At 71.7% G+C, this 17,293-nt stretch carries 15 protein-coding genes, 1 tRNA gene and 2 pseudogenes; 6 read left to right on the top strand and 12 right to left on the bottom strand.

All coding sequences use genetic code 11. The features are described from left to right. Positions 1-303: 303 nt before the first annotated feature. Positions 304-519, bottom strand: a pseudogene (locus tag DEH69_RS23085) (nuclear transport factor 2 family protein); the annotation flags it as partial. 318 nt (positions 520-837) lie between these two features. Then, positions 838-2,475: a GDSL-type esterase/lipase family protein gene (locus tag DEH69_RS23080; protein ID WP_147255789.1), complete on the bottom strand. Its 1,638-nt coding sequence runs from the start codon at positions 2,473-2,475 to the stop codon at positions 838-840. Between the two features lie 844 nt (positions 2,476-3,319). Between DEH69_RS23080 and DEH69_RS23070 the strand changes: the two genes are divergently transcribed. Further along, positions 3,320-4,204, top strand: a complete 885-nt coding sequence (locus DEH69_RS23070) for an RICIN domain-containing protein (protein WP_113688915.1) — start codon at positions 3,320-3,322, stop codon at positions 4,202-4,204. Between the two features lie 521 nt (positions 4,205-4,725). Here DEH69_RS23070 and DEH69_RS23060 read toward each other — a convergent pair. After that, positions 4,726-5,469, bottom strand: a complete 744-nt coding sequence (locus tag DEH69_RS23060; protein ID WP_113688913.1) for a class I SAM-dependent methyltransferase — start codon at positions 5,467-5,469, stop codon at positions 4,726-4,728. A gap of 11 nt (positions 5,470-5,480) precedes the next feature. After that, positions 5,481-5,990 (bottom strand): enoyl-CoA hydratase/isomerase family protein, encoded by a 510-nt coding sequence (locus DEH69_RS23055; protein ID WP_113688912.1) that lies wholly within the window; start codon positions 5,988-5,990, stop codon positions 5,481-5,483. Between the two features lie 35 nt (positions 5,991-6,025). On the opposite strand from DEH69_RS23055, the gene DEH69_RS23050 reads away from it, so the two are divergent. Further along, a complete protein-coding gene (locus DEH69_RS23050; RefSeq protein WP_258534894.1) occupies positions 6,026-6,196 on the top strand; it encodes a helix-turn-helix domain-containing protein in 171 nt (56 codons plus the stop codon). Positions 6,197-6,406: 210 nt separating this feature from the next. On the opposite strand, the gene DEH69_RS23045 is transcribed toward DEH69_RS23050, so the two are convergent. Continuing rightward, entirely contained in the window at positions 6,407-7,087 is a 681-nt protein-coding gene (locus DEH69_RS23045) for a TetR/AcrR family transcriptional regulator (protein ID WP_113688910.1), read from the bottom strand. Between the two features lie 127 nt (positions 7,088-7,214). On the opposite strand from DEH69_RS23045, the gene DEH69_RS23040 reads away from it, so the two are divergent. Genes DEH69_RS23040 through DEH69_RS23030 form a run of 3 tightly spaced genes read left to right on the top strand, consistent with a single transcriptional unit; the run spans position 7,215 to position 11,376 of the window. Beyond that, complete coding sequence (locus tag DEH69_RS23040; protein WP_113688918.1) at positions 7,215-8,081, top strand: shikimate dehydrogenase; 867 nt, start codon at positions 7,215-7,217, stop codon at positions 8,079-8,081. Between the two features lie 15 nt (positions 8,082-8,096). Further along, on the top strand, positions 8,097-9,926 hold the full coding sequence (locus DEH69_RS23035; protein ID WP_113688909.1) for a bifunctional sugar phosphate isomerase/epimerase/4-hydroxyphenylpyruvate dioxygenase family protein: 1,830 nt from the start codon (positions 8,097-8,099) through the stop codon (positions 9,924-9,926). Positions 9,927-9,960: 34 nt separating this feature from the next. Then, the gene (locus DEH69_RS23030; RefSeq protein WP_147255787.1) at positions 9,961-11,376 is read left to right on the top strand and encodes an Nramp family divalent metal transporter; all 1,416 of its coding nucleotides are present in this window, start codon (positions 9,961-9,963) and stop codon (positions 11,374-11,376) included. 382 nt (positions 11,377-11,758) lie between these two features. On the opposite strand, the gene DEH69_RS23025 is transcribed toward DEH69_RS23030, so the two are convergent. The 7 genes from DEH69_RS23025 to DEH69_RS31725 form a co-directional block, all read right to left on the bottom strand. Beyond that, positions 11,759-11,831: transfer RNA gene (locus DEH69_RS23025), tRNA-Ala, on the bottom strand. Between the two features lie 88 nt (positions 11,832-11,919). Continuing rightward, on the bottom strand, positions 11,920-12,153 hold the full coding sequence (locus DEH69_RS23020) for a hypothetical protein (protein ID WP_049575784.1): 234 nt from the start codon (positions 12,151-12,153) through the stop codon (positions 11,920-11,922). 696 nt (positions 12,154-12,849) lie between these two features. Then, the gene (locus DEH69_RS23010; protein ID WP_113688907.1) at positions 12,850-13,467 is read right to left on the bottom strand and encodes a histidine phosphatase family protein; all 618 of its coding nucleotides are present in this window, start codon (positions 13,465-13,467) and stop codon (positions 12,850-12,852) included. A gap of 17 nt (positions 13,468-13,484) precedes the next feature. Further along, complete coding sequence (gene rsfS / locus DEH69_RS23005; RefSeq protein WP_113688906.1) at positions 13,485-13,913, bottom strand: ribosome silencing factor; 429 nt, start codon at positions 13,911-13,913, stop codon at positions 13,485-13,487. Positions 13,914-14,036: 123 nt separating this feature from the next. Beyond that, positions 14,037-15,875, bottom strand: a complete 1,839-nt coding sequence (locus DEH69_RS23000; protein WP_113688905.1) for an LCP family protein — start codon at positions 15,873-15,875, stop codon at positions 14,037-14,039. Positions 15,876-15,896: 21 nt separating this feature from the next. After that, entirely contained in the window at positions 15,897-16,520 is a 624-nt protein-coding gene (gene nadD, locus DEH69_RS22995) for a nicotinate-nucleotide adenylyltransferase (RefSeq protein WP_113688904.1), read from the bottom strand. 10 nt (positions 16,521-16,530) lie between these two features. After that, positions 16,531-16,692, bottom strand: coding sequence for a hypothetical protein (locus tag DEH69_RS31725; protein WP_181727566.1), 162 nt, complete (start codon positions 16,690-16,692; stop codon positions 16,531-16,533). A gap of 209 nt (positions 16,693-16,901) precedes the next feature. Between DEH69_RS31725 and DEH69_RS22990 the strand changes: the two are divergent. Further along, positions 16,902-17,293: pseudogene (locus DEH69_RS22990) on the top strand (M48 family metalloprotease); the annotation flags it as partial.

The raw sequence follows: 17,293 nt of genomic DNA, 5'->3' as shown, positions 1-17,293 counted from the left end.
CGTTGCCGTCATGGGTGCTCGCGGTGACCGCGCCCGCGCCCGGGGTCAGCTCCTCTTCGGCGGCCCGTGCGGTCGAGGGCGCGATCAGCGTCGCCGCCAGGGCGACCAGGGCCAGGGGCAGTAAACGGGCGGGCCTCACGGGGTTCCTCCGCGGTCGGGGTCTGTCCGGCCTCGGCCCCGGGGCCCTCGGCCCCGGGGCCCTGGAACAGGGTCACCGGAGCCCCGAGGCGTCGGCGGCACCGTAGACGGCACGCCGCGAGACGGGTCCCGAGGAGTCGGTCATGAACCATGAACGTCCCTGGGTCATGGGCGCCTGAACTCCGGCTGGTCGATGACCCGCAGCCAGCTTCCGTCGGCCTGGCGCCTGACCACCTGGGCCCGGGCACCGGCGCCGTCCCTCGGCGGCGTGGATGTCAGGCCGAGGCCGCCGCTGACCAGGGTCGGCAGCGGGGGCTCGGGCTCGAACCACGCGCCGGAGGAGAGCACCTTCGCCCACAGCCCCTGGATGGCGGCGCGGCCGCTCATCCGCATGCCGCGGGGAACCGGCGTCCGCGCCGTTCCCGATCTGACGTTCGCCGACCTCGCGCGCCGGGCCCTGGGCTGGCGGTGCTCAGCGCGTCCATGGCGGGCATCGCCCCGACCCTGAGGCCCTTTCCCCGGAGAACGCCCCCCTTCCGGCCCTTCCCTGGGTGCTCGCTCTCACGTGGTCGCGCGCCCCGCGCCCGGCGCTACGCGCCCTGGTGCAATGGTGTGTGCAGGCGTTCGCCCTCGGATCTCCCGCGCTCACATGACTCGGTCCTGTCACCGTCGGGTGACCGGACCGAGTGCGGCGAACACTCACCAGCAGGCGCAGGAGCCGGGATCGCCACCGTAGTCGGTGCTCATCCCGCCATCGCTGTCCTGGCTGTCGCGGTCGTCGGGCGAGTTGTCGGCCGAATGATCGGCCTCATCGCCGTAACCACCGTCGTCGCCGGACTCGTCACCGTAGCCGTAGCCACCGTCGTCGCCGGACTCGTCACCGTAGCCGTAGCCACCGTCGTCACCGGACTCCTCTCCCGAGGGAGGGTCCGCGGGTTCGCCGAAATCGACGGGATCGACGGAATCGGGGCTCGTGGTCGAGTCGGACACGTCGGCGCTGTCGCCCGGAGTGGTCGACTCGTCCACCGGTTCGGTGGTGTCCGGCTGACCGGACTCCGCCTCACCGGACTCCCCGCTCTCGCCGCTCTCCGGGCGACCGGACTCCGACCCGTCGCGCTCGGCCGACCCCGGGTCCGCGGGGGCCAAGGCACCGGGTTCCGTCGTGCCGGGGCGCGAACTGTCGCCCGTCGCCCCGGAGTTCCCCGCGCCCCCGGCGTTGGCCTGCTGCGACCCGTTCGTCCCCGAACCTGACGCGTCGGCCCGGTCGGCGACACCGTCGCCGTCGGCGTCCGGCACCGCCTCCCGCAACTCCCTGAACGGCGTGGGGTGATCGCCCCGCGCCGCGGGCGCGTTCAGGCCCAGCGCCTCGGCCAGCGCCCGGGCGATCGCGTCGGACATCAGCGCGCCACCCTCGACATTGGGGTGGAACGGCTCGTTACGGCTCCACTCGGCCCTGCTGCCGCTCCACCGCACGCCGAGGTCGTTGAGGGCCGGGTCGTCGGTGTAGACCTCGCGGCCCCGCATCGACTCGGAGACGTCCGCCAGCGTCGCGCAGCCGCAGACCTCCACCGCCCTCGCGATCGCGGCGTTGAGCTGCCGCCCGAACGCCTGGATCTCCCTCATCTCGTCCTGGCTGAATCCACTTGACCACGGTGATTCAACCTGCGGATCGATGGCCATGGGGTAGTTCGGCACCACCAACTCGGCGCCCGGGGCCCGCTGTTGCAGCGCCTCCATGACCTGGAGCAGCCGCGCCGTCAGCGTCGGTGCCTGACCGGGCGCTGAGTTGGCCGCCTGGTCCCGGTACTCCTGGTCGCTCAGCCGCGAGTTGAGCTGGGGGCCGACCTCGCGGAGCACCTCGTCGAAGGCGTCGGCGTCCAGGAACGACGTCCACGCCTCGGTCAGCACATCGGCGAAACGGGCGTCGTTGCCGCCCAGGCCGACGATCACGGCGTCCGCGTCGGGCCGAACCTGGTCCCGCTGCGGGCCGTTGACCACCTGGTCGTTCTCGATCTGAGGGCCGAAGAAGTCCCGCGTGGTGGCGCCGGATGACGCGCCCATGGTCGCGTCGAGGTCCATCTGGGGATTGGCGTCCCGCACGCGCTGCGTCGCCTGCCCCCCCGGCGCGAAGGGCGACCGGTGCCGACGGTCTTCGGCGTCGAAGTAGGTATCGGTCATTCCCTCACCCGAGGTGTAGGAATCACCGATGATGTCCACGTTGATCTGCGGTCTCTCGTCTGCCGCGGCGGCTGGAGACGAGCCGATCGCGACCGACACCGCCGCCACGGCGGCGCCACCGGCCACCACCGCGCGGGCCCGTCTCCTCTTCAAGGTCAATGCGGGACAGCTCCTTTGAGTTGGATCGCGTGGACCTTCACGGGAGTGCGCTCACACTGCCTCGAAAGGCGCGTCCATCCTGGGAGAAGCGGCTTGCAAAGCCCAGGAAAAAGGAGGCGGCGATGCGGTAAACGAATCGGGGTGACCGTCGTGGAGGAATCCCTTCACACGATTCAGTCGCCGTGACTCAGATGGTTTCTGTTTCTCCCCGCTGATATTTCCTACCCATAGCGGTCACCTTTCCTGCCCCGCCAGAATTCGGGCCGGGGCAGGAAAGCGGATCTCGTCCGCGCGGCGGCACCACGGAAAACGGCGTCGAAAGCATGGGGACGGCGGTGGCCCCACCCGATCTTCGGCGGGACGCGAACGTTCGCCGTGGACCCCGCGATCCCCTCGTCCCCGGGTTCGTGCCGCGATGGTCGAGGACCTCGTGATCGCCAGTGCCGTCATGCCCGAGACCGACCCCGCGACCTGAGGAGCCGTCCTCCGCGCGGCAGCGGGGGTGTTCCGAGTGCGCGGTCGCAGGGTGACGCCGTGTCAGCGCGGGGCCTCAGTGGCCGGGCGGGGCAGGGGAGTCCGCTCGCGCCCCGCGGGGCGGGGCGCACGGGATTCAGAGGTTGTCCTGAGCTACGAGTGCGCCGTTTGCCCCTATAACGTAACGGCCGCAACGCAACCGAAACGTCGGGCTGCCGCTTCCACGCATAGCCTCGGAGTCCCCCTCGCAGCACGCCGCCCGCGCGGCGCGGTCGGCGCCCGCGGCGCGGCCCGCGGCCGAGCGCCACAGGGACGACCTCACCGGGGCCGACCGACCTTCCCGGCTCCCCGTCCTGACCAGGAGACAGCAATGAACAGGAAGATGAACAGGAAGATGAACAGGAAGCAGCGCGACGCGGGCAGCGGATTCGCCGCCACCTTCGCCCGCCAGCCGACCGTGGCGCGGCGTGGACTGCTGCCGGGGCGCCGCGTGTTCACCTCCCTGGTGTGGGCGGTGGCCATGGTGACCGTGGTCACCGGGTCCGTGTGGCTGGTCGGGGCCGTGCTCCCCGGCGGCGACGACCCCGCGGAGCCCGTCGCCGCCCCCGCTCCCCGAACGCCGTCCGAGCCCGCCGCCGAACCCGAACCGGAGCCCGAGCCGGACCCCGAGCCCGAGCCCGAACCGGACCCACCCGCGCCCCCCGCCCCCGAACCCGAGCCCGAACCCGCCCCCGAGCCCGAACCCGAGCCCGCCCCCGAACCGGAGCCAGAGCCCGAGCCGGAGCCGGAGCCGGAGCCGCGCCGCGAGGAGCCGACGCTCTCCCTCAGGGACGGCGGCGTCTACACCCTCGCCTCGGGCACGGGCCCCGACCGCTGCCTCGACGTGGTCAACAGCGGCCATGAGGCGGGCACGGACGTCCAGCAGTGGGAGTGCAACGGCACCGGCGCCCAGCGTTTCACCCTGCGCATGGAGGACGAGCCGAACACGTTCACCCTCTCCGCCATGGGCAACTGCCTCGACGTCCCCGGGGGCGACATGGAGCCCGGCACCGGGATCTGGATGTGGACGTGCAACGGGTACGTGCCCCAGGTCTGGCGCGCCGAGCCCTTCGACGACGGCAGCGTCCGGCTGGTCGCGGTCATCAACGGCCTGTGCCTCGACGTCCCCGAGGGCTCGACGGAGCTGGGCGTGCCCCTCCGCCAGTGGCACTGCAACACCTCGCCCGCCCAGCGCTGGACCATGTGGCTGAACTGACCCGCCCCGGCCGGGACACGCGTTTCACCGGTCGAACGGCGCGGCCCCACACGTCGGCCGCACCAACCCCCAGGGGATCGGCGTCGACGCCGACCGTGGTGGAGACCGCCCCGAGGGCCAGCGGCACGGGAGCGACGACGTTCACGGCCATCGGCGCGCCATAGGGCCGCGCGGCCGAACTGGCCCTTCAGCAGGTCGAGTTGTTCGCGGCCGAAGTCGTATGTCCCCGTCTCCCCGTGGCCGCGGCACTTCGTCTCGACGATCGAGATGACGGCGAGGTGGAGGGAGTACAGCCGTCGGCGTACGCGTTCCGGCGCGGATCTCGTCGTAGTCCCTGCCGAGGTCGACGGCGCCGGAGTCGACGCCGGGGGCGGACTCGTCGTCGCGGCCCGGCAGGCAGAAGCGCAGCGCGTCGAGGGAGACCAGCGCGAACAGCACGGCGGCGACTCCGGGGTGAACGCGGCGCGGCACGTCGAGCGCGATCGCGCCCGCGGCGTCCGGTCGCCGCACGGCGGGGGGAGCTACGGTGTCGGCGGGATCCGGTAGACGGAGACGTGTGAGGGCGACTCGTCGGTGAACTCCGCGCCCGCCCAGTCCGCGTGCCTGGCCTCCAGCTCCAATCCGGCCAGCTGGGCCATGAGGTCGAGCTCGGCGGGCCAGACATAGCGATGCGGGCTGCGGAACAGCCGTGCCTCCTTCGTCTCGTCGAACCGGAAGTGGTGCGACACGACGTGCTGGCGCAGGACGTCGTAGGTGTCCAGCCCGATGTAGCCGGGCTCGGACCGGCAGACGATGGCCTGCTGGCCCGGGGGCAGCTTGCGCAGCTCGGGCACCCAGAGCTCGACCACGAACCGCCCGCCGGGCCCGAGGTGACGCGCCGCGTTGCGGAAGCACGCGACCTGCTCGGCCTGGGTGAGCAGGTTCGAGATCGCGTTGAAGACGATGTAGACCAGCGTGAACTTCCCGGGGACCACCGTGGTCGCCATGTCACCGATGACCACGGGGATCGTCGCCTCGTCAACCTTGGTGCGCAGTTGCTCCACCATCGGCGGCGACAACTCGATCCCGACGACCGGGACTCCTCGCGCGGCGAGCGGAACGGCCACCCGGCCCGTCCCGATGGCGAACTCCAGCGCCGCTCCCTCCCCCGCCCATCCGGCGAGACGATCCACCGTCGGCCCCAGAACCTCCGGCGCGAACACGCCCGTCCCTGGCGTGTCATAGCGCTGGGCGGCATCAGCGTCCCAGATGTCCTCCTGCTTCATTCCGCCACCGTTCACCGCCGCCCACAGACGTGTCCAGCGAATAAGCGCCCCACCGCATGGCCACCCCCGCGACGAGGTGACTCCCTAAAGAGCTCGTCGGCTCGAACGGCTCGGTTGACCCAGCCGTAGCGCTCCGCGGTCTCGGCGTCGTACAGGTCGGCGCCCAGCACCACCTCCAGGGCGCGATCGCGGCCGACCCTGCCGGAGAGGTACTGCGTGCCCCCTCCCCCGGGGACGATGCCCATCAGAGCCTCGATCTGGCCGATCCCGGCACGGCCGATCGCCGCGAACGTCATGTCCGCGGCCGTGACGAACTCCGCCCCTCCGCCGCGCGCCAGCCCGGCAAGCTTGACGATGGTCACCTGGGAATGGTGCCGAAGCAGCTCCCCCAGGGCCTGGAAGACGTTGACGCCGTCCGGAAGGTCGGTCGCGAACGTGTCGAAGGCGTCCGGCGCGTCGATGAGCGTCATGTCGACATGGGCGATGAAGAACTCCGGGTCGGCGCTGTCGAACACGATCACACGAACCGACCCTGCGCCGCCTGGAACGCAACGGGATGATCGTGCGGCGCGTGCTGCCCACCTCGCCGGTCGGGGTCGAGTACGCCCTCACCCCACTCGGCGCATCCCTGCGGGAGCCATTCGGCCGGTTGTACGACTGGACGGTCGACCACGCGGACGAGATCCAGGCGCACCAGAGGGACTACGACCGCCGCGTTCGGAGCTGAGCGCGTCGATCGCGTGTGGGTGGCCTGGCGAGGTCGAGGGCGCGGTGGCGGGGTCTCGGCCACCCGCCCAAACGCACCGGGTCGCCGGTGTCTCCGGCGTCCACGCGCGGCACGACGGGCAGCGCGTGCCCGCTCGGCGCCCGCGTCGGACCACGGGACGACACCCGCTCACCATGGGTCAGGCCGGGCCGACGATTCGGCCGCGGCCCGCTAGTCCGCCCCCTTCAGATACGCGGTGATCATGTCGCCGAGCATGGTGCGGTAGTGCTCGTGGCGGTCTTCGGCCGTCAGGTCGCGGCCGAAGAGCGTGCCGAAGGTGTGGCGGTTGGCGACCCGGAAGAAGCAGAACGCACTGATCATCGCGTGCACGTCCACCGCGTCCACGTCCGCCCGGAAGACGCCCTCGGCGCGGCCCGCGTCCAGGATGCGGGAAATGACGCCGATCGCGGGTGAGTTGAGCTGGGTCAGCGTCTCCGAGGCCGCGATGTGTTCCGCCTCGTGGATGTTCTCGATGCTGACCAATCGGATGAACTCCGGGTGCGCCTCGTGGTGATCGAAGGTCAGCTCGGCCAAGCGGCGAATGGCGGCGACCGGGTCCGGCTGATCGACGTCCAGCTCCTGCTCGGCCTCCCTGATCCTGGCGTACGCGCGCTCAAGCACTGCCGTGAACAGCTGCTGCTTTCCGCCGAAGTAGTAATAGATCATGCGCTTGGTGGTGCGGGTGCGGGCGGCGATGTCGTCCACCCGCGCACCTGAGTAGCCGACCCTCGCGAACTCCTCGGTCGCGATGTCGAGGATCTCCGTCCGCGTGCGGTCCGCGTCCCGCGCCCGCGCGGGCCCCGCCGCCGCATCCCCGGGACCTGCCACGGGCGGCGGACTGGCTGCGCTCATGCGGCTTCCCTTCCCGCGCTGATCTCGCCCCAAGTCTAGGCAGGCGAAGAAAGCCGCTCCCGGGGGCTTCTCACAGCGTGGAAGTCCCCGTATGACTAACGAACCAGTTCGTACATTGGAGGTGCCCATGCCCGCGGGGTCCTACCTGATCGGCCTGATCGGCTCCGACATCGGCGCTTCACTCACCCCCGCCCTGCACGAACGCGAGGCCGCCCGCCACGGCCTGACGTACACCTACCGCACCCTCGACATCGACCGGCTCGGCGTGACTCCCACGGCCGTGGGCCACCTTCTGCGCTGGGCCCGCGAGGCGGGCTACGACGGCCTCAATGTCACCCATCCCTGCAAGCAGTTGGTCGGCGAGCACCTGGACGTGCTGTCACCCGAGGCCGCGGCGCTCGGAGCCGTGAACACCGTCGTCTTCCGGGACGGAGGCTCCGCGGGACACAACACCGACCTCACCGGATTCGCCGAGTCCTTCGCACGTGGCCTGCCCGAGGCCCCCAGGCGCCACGTGGTGCAGTTCGGCGCCGGTGGCGCCGGGGCGGCAACGGCCCACGCGCTGCTGACCCTCGGCACCGACCGGCTGACCGTGATCGACGACCGACCCGAGCGCGCCACCGCCCTCGCCCTCGCCCTGACGGAGCGCTTCGGCAAGGGACGCGCTGCGGCCGCCGCGCCGGAGAACGCGGGAGACCGGCTCCGCCGTGCGGACGGGTTGGTGCACGCCACCCCCACGGGCATGGCGCACCGCCCCGGCATGCCGCTCCCCGGGCACCTGCTGCGCCCCGGGCTCTGGGTTGCCGACATCGTCTACCGACCGCTGGAGACCGAGTTGCTGCGCGCCGCCCGCCGCCTTGGCTGCCGCACCCTCGACGGCGGCGGCATGGCGGTCTTCCAAGCCGCCGCGGCCTTCCGCCTGTTCACCGGATGCGAGCCACACGGCGACCGCATGCTCGCCGACCTCGCCGACCTCGCCGCCACCGCGGCCTGAGGGGAGAACGAAACGATGCGCACATCCATCGCGACCGTGTCACTGAGCGGCTCACTGTCCGAGAAGCTCGCCGCCGCCGCCGCGGCCGGCTTCGACGGCGTGGAGATCTTCGAGAACGACCTGATCGGCTCCCCTCTCGGCCCCGAGGAGGTCAGGTCGCGCGCCGCCGACCTCGGGCTGGCCATCGACCTCTACCAGCCGTTCCGCGACGCAGAAGCCGTTCCCGCCGATGTCTTCGCGCGCAACATCCGCAGGGCCGAGCACAAGTTTCGCCTGATGCGCCGCATCGGCGTCGACCTGCTGCTCGTGTGTTCCAGCGTCTCCCCCGACTCCGTGTCCGACGACGCGCTCGCCGCCGAGCAGTTGCACGCCCTCGCGACCCGCGCCGCCGAACACGGCGTGCGCATCGCCTACGAGGCCCTCGCGTGGGGGCGCCACGTCCACACCTACGAGCACGCCTGGCGCATCGTGCGAGCCGCCGACCACCCGAGCCTCGGCGTGTGCCTTGACAGCTTCCACATCCTGTCGCGCGGCTCAGACCCCCGGGGCATCGAGGCGATCCCCGGCGAGAAGATCTTCTTCCTCCAACTCGCCGACGCGCCCCTGATGGCCATGGATGTCCTCCAGTGGAGCCGCCACTACCGCTGTTTCCCCGGTCAGGGAGGATTCGACGTGGCGGGGCTCGTCCGCCACGCGATGAACGCCGGCTATCAGGGGCCGCTGTCGCTCGAGGTGTTCAACGACGTCTTCCGGCAGGCCGACGCGGGCCGCACCGCCGTCGACGCCCAGCGGTCACTGCTGGCACTCGAGGAATCCGCGGGGCTGACCTCCCTGCCCGCGGCCGTCGTCCCCCGCGGTATCGCGTTCGCCGAGCTGGCCACCGCCGACAGCGAGCCGCTGCGCGCTCTGCTGACCACTCTCGGCTTCGCCCGCACCGGTCGGCACGCCCGCAAGCCGGTCGAGCTGTGGGAGCAGGGCGAGGCACGCGTTCTGCTCACCACCGGAGGACCGGCGCGCCGGGAGGGGCCCGGCCTCGCGGCGATCGGTCTTGAGACCCCGGACCCGGCGGGCGCGATCAAACGGGCCGAGCCGCTTCTCGCCCCCATCGTTCCGCGCCGCACGGTCGGGAAGGACGTTCCCCTGGACGTGGTGGCCGCGCCCGACGGCACCGAGTTGTTCTTCTGCCGCACTCTGCCCCGGGGTTCGGAAGGTCCGAAGGAGGTCCCCGGGCCCGACCGCCCCAGCTGGACGCGGGACTTCGTCCCCGCCCACCACGACACCGGCGACCGCGCGGGGTCCCTGACCCACATCGACCACGTCGCGCTGACCCAGCCGTGGCACCGCTTCGACGAGGCCGCCCTCTTCTACCGCACCGTCCTCGGGCTCCAGCCCAGGGAGAGCGTCGATCTGGTGGACCCCTACGGACTGTTCCGCAGCCGGGCGGTGGCCAACCCCGAGGGCACGCTGCGCCTGGTGCTCAACGTCGCGCCAGGGCCCGGCGCTCAGGAGGCCAGGCCGCAGCACATCGCGTTCGCCACCGACGACATCGCGGCCGTGGCACGCCGCCTGCGCGAGCACGGCACCGAGACGCTGCCCATACCCACCAACTACTACGACGACCTCGCCGCTCTCCATGACCTCTCCCCGGCCACCCTGGACGACCTCAGCTCGCTGGGGATCCTCTACGACCGGGACGAGCACGGCGAGTTCCGGCATCTCTACACCGCCACCTACGGACACGTCTTCTTCGAGATCGTCCAGCGCACCGGTGGCTACCGCGGCTACGGCGCCAGAAACGCGACCGTGCGCCTGGCCGCGCAGCACACCCGCCAGCTCACCGTTTGACCTCCCCCTCCCCCATCCCGCCTGGAGCCGCGCCATGGCCACGACCGACCGCCCGGTCCCGACCCATCTCCCGCCCCCGTCTCTCGACCTACCGGAACCGCCCCCGTTGCGGCGACTCGTCGGGCCCGGCGTCATAGCCGTGGGCATCGGCATGGCCGCGGGAGAGGTGATCCTCTGGCCGCACCTGACCACCGTCGGCGGCCTCGGCCTGCTCTGGCTCGCCCTCACCACCATCGTCATCCAGACCGGCATCAACCTGGAAATCGAACGCTACACACTGGCGACGGGGCAGACCGTGGTCGCCGGGCTCTCCCGCTGGTGGACGGGCTGGGGCGTCCTCATCTGCCTGGCCGCCGCCTTCCAGTACATGTGGCCGGGCTGGGCGACCAGCGGCACCACCGTGCTGACCTACGCGGTGGACGGCGGCGATGTCGTCGTGATCACCGTGGTCGCCCTCGTGGCCATGGGGGCGCTGCTCACCGTCTCCCCGGTGATCTACCGAACCATGGAGCGGGCCGAGTTGATCAAGGTCGCGGTCACGCTCCTCTTCCTCGCCGTCATCGTGGTCGCCGTGCTCACCTGGCAGACCTGGGGGGACGCCGCGGAGGAGACCGTGACCGGCATCGGGCGGATTCCCGATGAGGTCACCTTCACCATGCTGCTCGGCGGTCTCGGGGCCGCGGGAGCGGGAGGCGTACACAACCTCGTCCTGAGCAACTGGATCCGGGACAAGGGCTATGGCATGGGCGCACACGTGCCACGGCTGGTCTCGCCCGTGACGGGCCGGGAGGAGGCGTCGGGCTCCGACCGCTACACCTTCCCCCAGGACGAGATCAACCTCGCCCGGTGGCGCGTGTGGTGGCGACGCGCCAACGTCGAGCACATCGTCTCGTTCGGCGTCGTCTGCCTGCTGACCATCAGCCTGATGTGCATGCTCGCCTACCAGACCCTGCACGGGCAGGACGACATCACCTCCGACCCGGCCTTCCTGCGGACGCAGGCGGAGATCCTGGGCACCGAGGTCGGGGACTGGATGGAGATCCTCTTCTACTCCGTCGCCGTGGTCTCCCTGTGGGCGGCCTCCCTCGGCATGCTCGACATCATGGGACGGGTCGTCAGCGACTTCGTCAAACGCACCTATCTGGCCAGGTCGGCGTTCTGGACCGAAGGCAGGCTGTATGTCGCCGCGGTGTGGACCGAGATAGCGTTCGGCTCCGTCATCCTGCTGTCGGGCGTGAACCAGCCGCTGTCGCTCCTCCTCATCTCGACCTGCACCGCGTCGGTGGTCACCCTCCTGTACTCGGTGCTGCTGGTCAGGCTGAACCGCAAGGACCTGCCGCGGGCGATACGACTGCGGGGCGGGCGGCTGGCGTTCATGCTGCTGGCGATCGGCTTCTACGGGTTCTTCGCCACCGCCATGGTGATCACCCAGCTCCGCGACAGGCTGTGAGGATCCGCCTCGAAGGCAACCCGAGGGTGAGTGCGTCTATCGGTTCGGCCGACGGGGGTCGGCGCTCGCTCGCCCGACAGCGCCTTCGCCGCATGGTCCCGCACACGCGGGCACATGCCATCGGCCGTCGCCATCGTGGCGATCTGCCGACAGCGGCCCTCAGCCGCGTCCCGCCGGGCCCCGGCACGTCCATCACGGCCCGGACTCTCGCGAGGCGGCTCGTCACGGGACCAGCTGGCTGGCACGCCAGGTCCCTGCCTGCGCCGAAGACGAACAACGGCTCCACGTCGCGCGCGCGATGCACGAGAGACCGGCGCCCGGGCCATATCACGCACCCACACCACAGAGGCCGCCTCCCTACCGGGAGACGGCCTCTGTCCTGTGGAGCTAAGGAGAATTGAACTCCTGACCTCTTGCATGCCATGCAAGCGCTCTACCAACTGAGCTATAGCCCCTTGCCTGTCCGCCTCGGGATTCCCCTCGGCGGCGGTGCCTACTCTACACGGGGGGTCGGGGCGTTTGCCAAATCCATTGTCCGGGGGGTCAGACGGACGCGAACGAGTAGAAGCGCTTCAGGGCGCAGTGCTCGTCCAGGAGGCGGCCGTAGATCGGCTCGCCCTCCAGCTCGCGGTAGACCTCGATCGGGTCGCCCTTGATGATCAGCGCCCTGGCGCACTCGACGCACCAGTACTGGTACGCGACGTTGACGGGCTGGAGGTCGCGGACGATTGGGGTTCCCGCGCCGCACCAGTCGCACTTTCTGCTGTGGGCACCCATGCGCGATCAGCTCCACCCTCGATTGCGGGCCGTGCACACGAGGCATACCCCTCCGTCCGCTCCCGACGTGTCCCCGATTCTGCCACGTCACCGGCGGCCCGATAAGCCCACGGATCCCGTCTCCACACGAAGGGAGACGGGATCGATACACAGCGGTCACCCGGCGCGGCGGCGCGAGAGAGCGCCCGCGTCCTCGGGGGCGACCAGGGCGAGGGAACGGGTCAGGACGGGCCCGCAGGCGAGCGCGAGGCCGAGGCCACGGGCGCGAGGCCGAGGCCACCCGCCGCCTCGGGCCCCTTGAGGTGCGGGGACAGCGTGACAGCACGCCCGCGTTGACCGCCATCGCGCGGAAGATCCGCGTCGCGGCCAGCGGCATGCCGGGCCGCGCAGCACGCGGGGCGCGAGCAGCGGGGCGCCACAGGCTGCTGCCGCCAGCCCGGCGGCCAGGATGGTACGTGCCGCGTTCGCATCACGGTCATGCACCGCGCATCCCGGGGGACCTACATCCGGGGCGACCTACATCCCGGGCGACCTACATCCCGGGCGACCTACATCCCGGGCGACCTACATTCCGGGCGACCTACATTCCGGGCGACGAGGAGACCAGGCGGCGCGTCGAGCGGCTGCGGGTGATCAACGCCGCCAGGGTGAGCGGCCGTTGAACGAATCGGAGAGGCCGTTGAACGATCCGAGCGGTCACACGTCGTCGCCGAGGACGGGCTCGGGGAGGGACCCGGCGTTGTGCTCGGTCAGGCGCCAGCCGCGGACGCTCTCGCCGAGGACGGACCACGCGCAGTTCGACAGGCCGCCGAGCGCCTCCCAGCTGCGCGGGGGCAGGCCGAGGAGGCGGCCGATGGTGGTGCGGATCGTGCCGCCGTGGCTGACGACGACCAGGACGCCCTCCGCGGGAAGCTTCTCCACCGCGCGCTCGACCAGCGGCGCGGCGCGGTCGGCGACCTCGGTCTCCAGCTCGCCGCCGCCCCTGCGCACGGGCTCGCCGCGCTTCCACGCGGCGTACTCGTCGCCGTAGGTGGCCTTGATCTCGTCGTGGGTGAGGCCCTGCCAGGCCCCCGCGTAGGTCTCGCGCAGGCCCTCGTCATGCGTGACGGTCAGCCCTGTGACGGCGGCGAGCTCGGCCGCGGTGTCGACGGTGCGCCGCAGGTCGGACGAGATGATCGCGTGCGGCCCGAGGGTGGCGAGCAGCCGGGCGGCGCGCCTGGCCTGGGCCCTGCCGGTCTCGGTGAGGTCCACGTCGGTGGTGCCCTGGAAGCGGCGCTCGAGGTTCCACGCGGTCTGGCCGTGCCGCCACAGCACGATCCTGCGGCCGCCGCTCAGCTGAGCTCACCGCCCCCGGTCGCCGCGTGCTCGTGGGCCGCGGCCTTGCCCCTGGTCGCCTTGGCGTCCTCGGGGAGGTCCAGCGGCGGGCAGTCCTTCCACAGGCGCTCAAGGGCGTAGAACACCCGCTCCTCGGCGTGCTGGACGTGCACCACGATGTCGACGTAGTCGAGCAGGACCCAGCGGCCCTCGCGCTCGCCCTCGCGGCGGACCGGCTTGATGCCGAGCGTCTGGTGCAGCCGCTCCTCGATGCCGTCGACGATCGACTTGACCTGCCGGTCGCTCGGCGCGGAGGCGAGGAGGAAGGCGTCGGTGATGGCCAGGACGTCGCTGACGTCGTAGGCGATGATGTCGTGCGCGAGCTTGTCGGCGGCCGCCTGGGCGGCGACCTCGACCATCTCGGTGGCGCGGTCCGTTGCGGTCACGGGTGCGGCTGTCTCCTCGGTGTCGTCAGAGCGCCTTCTCGGCGCCGTCCGGCGATGGGCGTCCCGCGGCGCCGTCCAGCGGTCCCGCGGCTGCCGTTTCAGGATCTCACGGACCTCCGACACTCACTGCCCATAATCCTCGCCCAGGATGATCGTCACATCGGCGTTCCCTGCGCCCTCGCCCTCCACCGCCGCCTCGTCGGGGAGGCCCAGCGTCCTGGCGACCTCGACGGCGACCTCCTGGTGCGCGGGGTCGGCGTAGGTCACCCGGGACTCGGCCTCCGTCGCGTCGGACGCGCGGGCGTCCACGACGGTGAAGCCGCCGTTGACCAGCGCGATCCTGGCGTCCTCCGCCGCCTCGGCGCCGCTGGCGTCCCTGATGCCGATGCGGGGCGCGGCCCCCGGGTCGGCGTTGCTGACCGTGCCGCCGAGCACGTCCACGACCAGCCCGTCGGCCGTCTCGTCGCTGAGCGTGCCGTCGGCCTCGACGGGCAGCGGAACGGTGTCGTACGCGTCCTGTTGCGCGTATCCGGCCAGCTGGGCGAGGCTGACGGCCAGCTCGTCCTCGGTGAGGGACGGGTCGGTGATCTGCGCGAGCGCCTCGACCACCCGGGTGGCGCCGCTCTCGCCGCTCGGCATCTTGGCCATGACCGCCTGCATGACCTGGCCGAACCGCGCCAGCTGGGCGCCGCTCGGCTCGTCGTCGGCGCGGTGGGTGGCGTAGGCGACGGCCGCGCGCCCGCTGAGCAGCACGTCGTCGCCCAGCGGAACGAGCGGCCCCTCGTCGTCACCGCCGCCCGCGACCTCGGCGTCGGTGGTGAGGGTGATGCCGCCGACCAGGTCGACCAGGTTCTCCAGATACGGGGTGTCAAGGCGCCATGTGCCCTTGATGTCGGCGCCGAGCAGGCCGCCGATGGCGTCGCGGACCGAGCCAGCGGCCTCCTCGTTGACCGCCTCGCCCAGGGTGGTGGTGCCGCCGTCGGGGGTGACGGCCAGCTCGTTGGGGAGCAGCAGCGTGGTGCCGGTGCCCGCGGTCTCGTTGGCGATCAGCAGGGCCGTCGACGACTCGTCGGAGTCGACGGGGCGCAGATGCAGCACGATGACGTCGCGGACCTCGGCGCCCTGGCCACCGTCGGCGGCGGTGTCGGAGCCCGGGAGGAACGGCAGCCTGTCGGTCAGCCACAGGAACGCCACGCCGCCGACGAGGGCGAGCGCCAGCAGGATGACCAGGAGCTTGACCCTGGTGCGGCCGCGGCGTCTGGCCTCCTCGCGGCGCTCGGTGCGGCTCTCGGAGAACTTGAGCCAGTCGATGACGTCCTCTGACTCCTCGTCCCGCTCCTCGACAAAGGCGAACTCGCCGGTCTCGTAGTCCTCGTCGTCCCCCCCGCCCGCGCCGTCGCCGCGCTCCCCGCGCTCCCCCGGGGCGCGGCGCTGCGGCGGAACGGCGGCCGCGGGCGGCGGCGCGGGCGCGGGCGGCGCGACGGGCGGTGCCTCGTCGCCGACGGGCGGCTGCTGGCCCGTTCCCCAGTCGGTCGCGACGGGCCGCTGCTGCCCCGTGTCGTCGAGAACGGGGTAGTCCTGCGCGGGATAGCCCTGCGGCGCGTAGTCCTGCGCCGGGTAGCCCTGGGCGGCGTAGCCCTGCGGGGCCGCGTATCCCTCGGGCGCCTGGTGGCCCGGGTACTGCCCCGGGTACTGCTGGTAGCCCTGCGCATACCCCTCGTGCGCATACCCCTCGGTGACGGGTGGCTGCTGACCCGTGCCGTAGTCGTACCCGTAGGGATCGGCCGCGCCCTGCCGCCAGTCCTGGCCCTGGGGATACGGCTCCTGGTGGTGGCCCTGCTCGTGCCCCTGCGGGGGAGCGCCCTGCGGGGGAACGTCCTGCGAGGGGACGGAGCCGTACAGCGGGCGGCCGTACTCGTCGTAGCCGTAGACCTGCCCGTACGGATCCTGTCGGTCGTTCACCAGTGCCGCCCTTCCGTCCGTTCAGCGCGCCGGTTCGCCAGGGTTCCGGTAGAGCGCCCGCTTGTTGATGTAGCGCACGACCCCGTCCGGCACCAGATACCAGACGGGATCGCCGCGGGCGACCCGCTCGCGGCAATCGGTGGAGGAGATGGCGAGCGCGGGCACCTCCACGAGGGACACGCCGCCGCCTGGCAGCCCCGGGTCGGCGAGCGTGTGACCAGGACGGGTCACGCCGATGAAGTGGGCCAGCGAGAACAGCTCCTCGGCGTCGCGCCAGCCGAGGATCTGCGCGAGCGCGTCGGCGCCGGTGATGAAGAACAGGTCGGCGTCGCCGTGTTCGGCCCTCAGGTCGCGCAACGTGTCGATCGTGTACGTCTTGCCGCCCCTGTCGATGTCGATCCTGCTCACCGAGAACTGGGGGTTGGACGCCGTGGCGATCACCGTCATCAGGTAGCGGTCCTCGGCCGGTGACACCTCGCGGTGCCCCTTCTGCCAGGGCGTCCCCGTCGGCACGAAGATGACCTCGTCCAGCTCGAACCTGGCCGCCACCTCGCTCGCGGCGACCAGGTGCCCGTGGTGGACGGGGTCGAACGTGCCGCCCATCACGCCGAGCCGCCGCTTGCCGACGCCTATCTGTCCCGCCATGGACCGGACCTCAGCGATCGCGGTTCAGCCGGGTGGTGATCCAGAGCAGCAGCAGCAGCGCGGCCAGGGCGCCGCCGCCGATGGCGTAGGGGTTCAGGCTCGAGTGCCCGTGGCTCTCCTCGGCGAGGGTGTGCACGAGGGACACGGCGTTCGAGGCGGTGAGCTGAGTCATACGCGGACCTATCCGGGAACGGGAGTGCTGCGGACACTGCGTGGACACCGTGGACACCGCGAAGGCTCGGTGTCGAGAGCCGGTATCCGGTGCCCGGTGTCATCGTATGCGGAGGACTATGCCATGGCCTCTTGCCCCCATCGCTCGCCACCGTGCGGTGCGCGGCCACGGCGCCGGGCCGCGGGGAGACGTCAGGAGGGGGTCGCCCGATGAGCGAGGACACGACCAGCGGGAGCGGCGGCACGGAAACGCGGGAACGACGGCGTCTCCCCGGCATATCGCCCCGCGCCTACGAGCATCCCGCGGGCCGTCATCGGCCACGAGGTGGGGCACGCGCTGTCCGGGCACGCCGTTTACCGCACGCTGCTGCTCTTCCTGACCGGCGTGGCGGTGCGCGTGGCCTGGATCCCGCTGGGGAACGCGGCGGTGACGGCGATCGTGACGGCGCCGCGCGAGCGGTTCCGCACGTCCGAACTCTCCGCCGACCGCGCGGGCCCGCTCGTGGGCCAGGGCCTGTCTGATAGTTCCCGGTGGATCAGCGAGCAGCGGATGGCGCCCGCCTGGCAAGGCGCCGGATCGCGGCTCGTACGGTGGGGGCACC

It is taken from the genome of Streptomyces sp. PT12 (assembly GCF_003311645.1).
In the GTDB taxonomy this organism is placed as follows: Bacteria; Actinomycetota; Actinomycetes; order Streptomycetales; family Streptomycetaceae; genus Streptomyces.
The sequence above is the reverse complement of the archived record's forward strand: the minus strand, read 5'-3'. Positions and strand labels throughout refer to the sequence as shown.